Origin of the sequence: Neobacillus drentensis, from assembly GCF_036966985.1 — a bacterium.
In the GTDB taxonomy this organism is placed as follows: domain Bacteria; phylum Bacillota; class Bacilli; order Bacillales; family Cytobacillaceae; genus Neobacillus; species Neobacillus drentensis_E.
In genome coordinates, this window is the sequence record NZ_JBALSN010000682.1 from 1 (window position 1) to 3,832 (window position 3,832).

Genomic DNA, 3,832 nt, shown 5'->3' on the forward strand with positions numbered 1-3,832 from the left:
TCAATAATGAAGTCGCAGGATATCTAAAGAACAATACCAATGATGCTCAGACTGAAGAAATGGGTGAGGAATCACTTGAAATTGAGAGGATTTATATAAAGAACCAATTTCAAAAACATGGTCTGGGTAAATATCTTTTTAATAAAGCTATGGAAATTGCAATGGAACGTCATAAAAAGAAAATCTGGCTAGGCGTATGGGAAAAAAATGAAAATGCGATTGCTTTCTATAAGAAAATGGGGTTTGTTCAAGCTGGAGCCCACTCTTTTTATATGGGTGATGAAGAACAAATCGATTTTATAATGACCAAAACACTCTTATAATTTTATTGAAAGGTGGATTATTATGTATATACCAAAATACTTTAAGGTCACAAATGTTGAAGAAATTTGGGATTTTGTTCAAAAAAACTCTTTTGGCACGATTGTCACTACAGAACAAGGGAAACCAATTGCCACTCATTTGCCTTTGGGGTTAAGTAAAAAAGGTGATGACTACTATATTACTGGGCATATGGCTTATGGGAATCCTCATTGGAGAACATTTGAAACCTGTGAAGATGTGCTTGTTATGTTTCAGGGACCGCACGCTTACATTTCTTCTTCTTGGTATGGGCATGAAGAAGTTCCAACATGGAATTATCAATCCGTCCATGCATATGGTAAAGCAAGCATTTTAGAGAAAGATGAATTGATAGAAGAATTAACAATCATGCTGGAAAAATATGAAAAACACCGTGAAAATCCAGTTTTATGGGATAAACTTTCTCCGGATCTCTTAGAAAGTGAACTGAAAGGTATAGTTGGATTTAAGATAAAAGTGGGAGAAATTCAGGCTTCATATAAATTAAGTCAGAACCGAAATGAAACGGATTATGCTAACATCATCGATAAATTACATAATGAAGGAAATCCAAATTCGAAACAAATGGCAGAACTGATGGAAAGGAGAGTAAAAAAACACAAATAAGCCTACTTTAATTCAAACGGGTGAAATGCACCCAGGAATTTATTACCATAATAAAGTTGGAACAAAAAATGATTTTGTACGTAAGGACCTATTTCACCTTAAAAACGAAACATATGTTCCTATTTTGTGAATTACATGATAAAATAGAAGAGCAATAGAGTAGGATATCTCAAGGGTGGTCGGCACATTCCCAACAGAAATGGGGTGATGCTGATTGACAATATTTGAAACATTCATGATTATGTTTGCATTTGGAAGCCTGATCGTTGCCGTTCTGTCTTTTAACCAAAAAAAATAATCCACCCTCGAGTTTAGCAGCCCTGAGTAGATTATTTCCGCTTTATGCTGATTCCCTTGCACCGGAACCTGCTATTGCATGACCGTTAGGTGTTACCAGCACCCGCGGTCATTTTATTTTATGCAATTATATAGATATATTATAACTAAAATTCAAGTAAAAGAAAATAGAGTATTAACACATTAAAGCATGAGAACCGTGTCCCTATAGTGTCTATTCTTTTTTTAATCTTCCTGCCTTTTTAGCGGCTTCTTTTAGGATGACTTCGATTTGGGCGTTGACGCTTCTTATTTCATCTTCAGCCCATTTTTCCAGCACTTCATATAACTTCGGGTCAATCCGAAGCGGAAATGATTTTCGTTTGCTCATTTACTACACGACCTTAATAAATGCTTCCTGTATTAATAATAGGCTGCGTTCCTTTTTCAGAGACAATGGCGACCATTAGGTTATTGACCATCTGCGCTTTCTTCTCTTCATCCAGTTCAACAATTTCTTGCTCTGCGAGTTGGTCAATCGCAGCTTTTACAAGTCCAACAGCACCGTCGACAATCACCTTTCGTGCAGATAATACGGCTTGCGCTTGTTGTCTTTGCAGCATGGCAGAAGCAATTTCAGAAGAATAGGCAAGATGCATAATCCTTGCTTCGATCACATCCACGCCAGCTACATCCAATCTTTTTTGTAAATCATACATAAGCACATCTGCGACTTCATCGCTATTCTGACGAAGAGTTAATGGGTTTTCAGCATGATCGAATGAATCATAAGCATATCTGCTTGCAATATGACGAAGCCCGGTTTCACTTTGAATTTGGATGAATTTATTATAGTTTTCCACGTCATACAAAGCTTTTGCTGCATCCCTCACCTTATAAACAACCACAGCTGCAATCTCAATGGGATTTCCTTCTAAATCATTTACTTTTAGCCTCTCACTGTTAAAGTTTGTTACTCGTAAGGAGACACTTCTTTTGAATGTAAACGGGATGGTTGCCCACAATCCTTGGTCCCGGATTACACCAAGATAGGTACCAAAGAAGGTTAATACTTTTGCTTCGTTTGGCTGAACAATGGTCAAACTTGTTGCAAGGATTAATCCTAAAATTATAACGATTCCACCAGTAATTTTCTCCGAGATTGTTCCAGTAGCAATTAAAAAGATTCCAAGACCAATACATAATAGCGCAATGATCAGTGCAGCAAATCCATTCATTTTAAAAATTGATTTTTCCTTCATTCCGTTCCCTCCATTTTAAAATGTGATATAAAAGTGATATCACAATTATATCATAAATAGTTGTAAATAAAGGAAATTTTTTATTTTTATCAAAACATTGCCGGTTGGGATCGAAAGGAATATTTCAGGCTCTTGTAAAATATTTATATAAAAACTGTTTGTTCATTTGGTGTCCCTGTAAAGCTTCTAGAAGGGAGCAAATTCTTTGAATCGAAATCGCAATAAAAATGTGCAGTTGACCATTGTATTACTGGTTTGCTTGCTGGCCATACTTATTATCCATGCGCTTCTTCATATTAGAATTTATTTTGTATACAGTACCGGTCTTGGTCCTATTTTCTTAATAGGATTAATTATTTTCCTCATCGCTTTACTATATTTCAAGGGATAAAAACAAGTTATTGTATTATCACTTGCCAAATGGTAAAATATAACTCCATTGTGAAAGAAAGCATCTGCAAAAAAATTGTAGATGTTTCTTTTTGTGCGTGTCCCATCGCTATAAACTCTATTGAGAGGTGACGGATTGAGAGAATGAGTTCAAACAAACAAAAATCAGTTCGAGAACATAAAGATTATCAAGAAGAAGTTGAACGCTTAGAATTTACAAAGGAATTTATTAAGAGTGTTTTGGAAATGTCGAAGGGAAATAAAGAACAGTTCGTTGAGAATTTGAAAGAAGCCTTTGCGGAACTGGATACATCAGATAGTAGTTTAAGTTACATGACCCTCCTAACGAATGCTCAATTTTTAGAATTGGCTGAGAGTGAATTGGAAAGGTTAGCAAGCGTCATCGGCAAACCGTACTTCTCTCGAATCAATTTTACGAGTAGTGGTGACAGCAACGAAGAGATTTTATATATTGGAAAAGCCTCCCTGTTTGACCGTGTCAATCAGATTCCTATAATTGTCGATTGGCGGTCTCCAATTGCAAATGTTTACTATGATGGCCGTCTTGGGGATGTAACGTATGACGCTTATGGGGAAACACAAAGTGGTTATTTATCGCTAAAGCGCCAGTACGAAATCGAGAATGGATTTTTAAAAGATATTAGAGATATCGATTTAACCACGCATGATGAATTATTACAAAAGTCTTTATCAGGAAAAGCAGACAATCGCTTAACCGAGATTGTGGCGACCATCCAAAATGAGCAAAATGAAGTAATTAGAGCCTCTCTTAAACATCCCATTATCGTTCAAGGAGCTGCTGGAAGTGGAAAAACAACCATTGCACTCCATCGAATTTCCTACTTTCTATACTCATCTGGATATCGATTTCCTCCAGAAAAATTAATGATTCTTGCACCTAATAAATTATTTAT

The 3,832-nt window shown here is 36.1% G+C and carries 5 protein-coding genes and 1 pseudogene; 4 read left to right on the plus strand and 2 right to left on the minus strand.

Features of this window, described 5'->3' with window-relative positions:
- The 3 genes from V7659_RS30395 to V7659_RS32235 form a co-directional block, all read left to right on the plus strand.
- The coding region (locus V7659_RS30395) for a GNAT family N-acetyltransferase (protein WP_335543741.1) at positions 1-323 on the plus strand (323 nt) is incomplete at its 5' end.
- Between the two features lie 22 nt (positions 324-345).
- Entirely contained in the window at positions 346-969 is a 624-nt protein-coding gene (locus V7659_RS30400; RefSeq protein WP_335543742.1) for an FMN-binding negative transcriptional regulator, read from the plus strand.
- A 214-nt stretch (positions 970-1,183) separates the two neighbouring features.
- Positions 1,184-1,267 (plus strand): putative holin-like toxin, encoded by an 84-nt coding sequence (locus V7659_RS32235; protein WP_420491368.1) that lies wholly within the window; start codon positions 1,184-1,186, stop codon positions 1,265-1,267.
- Positions 1,268-1,480: 213 nt separating this feature from the next.
- On the opposite strand, the gene V7659_RS30405 is transcribed toward V7659_RS32235, so the two are convergent.
- Together V7659_RS30405 and V7659_RS30410 are read right to left on the minus strand one after the other, a co-directional pair.
- Positions 1,481-1,636 (minus strand): Arc family DNA-binding protein, encoded by a 156-nt coding sequence (locus V7659_RS30405; protein WP_098573206.1) that lies wholly within the window; start codon positions 1,634-1,636, stop codon positions 1,481-1,483.
- Positions 1,637-1,649: 13 nt separating this feature from the next.
- On the minus strand, positions 1,650-2,507 hold the full coding sequence (locus V7659_RS30410) for an SPFH domain-containing protein (RefSeq protein ID WP_335543743.1): 858 nt from the start codon (positions 2,505-2,507) through the stop codon (positions 1,650-1,652).
- Between the two features lie 534 nt (positions 2,508-3,041).
- Between V7659_RS30410 and V7659_RS30415 the strand changes: the two are divergent.
- Positions 3,042-3,832 (plus strand): annotated as a pseudogene (locus V7659_RS30415) (RNA polymerase recycling motor HelD); the annotation flags it as partial.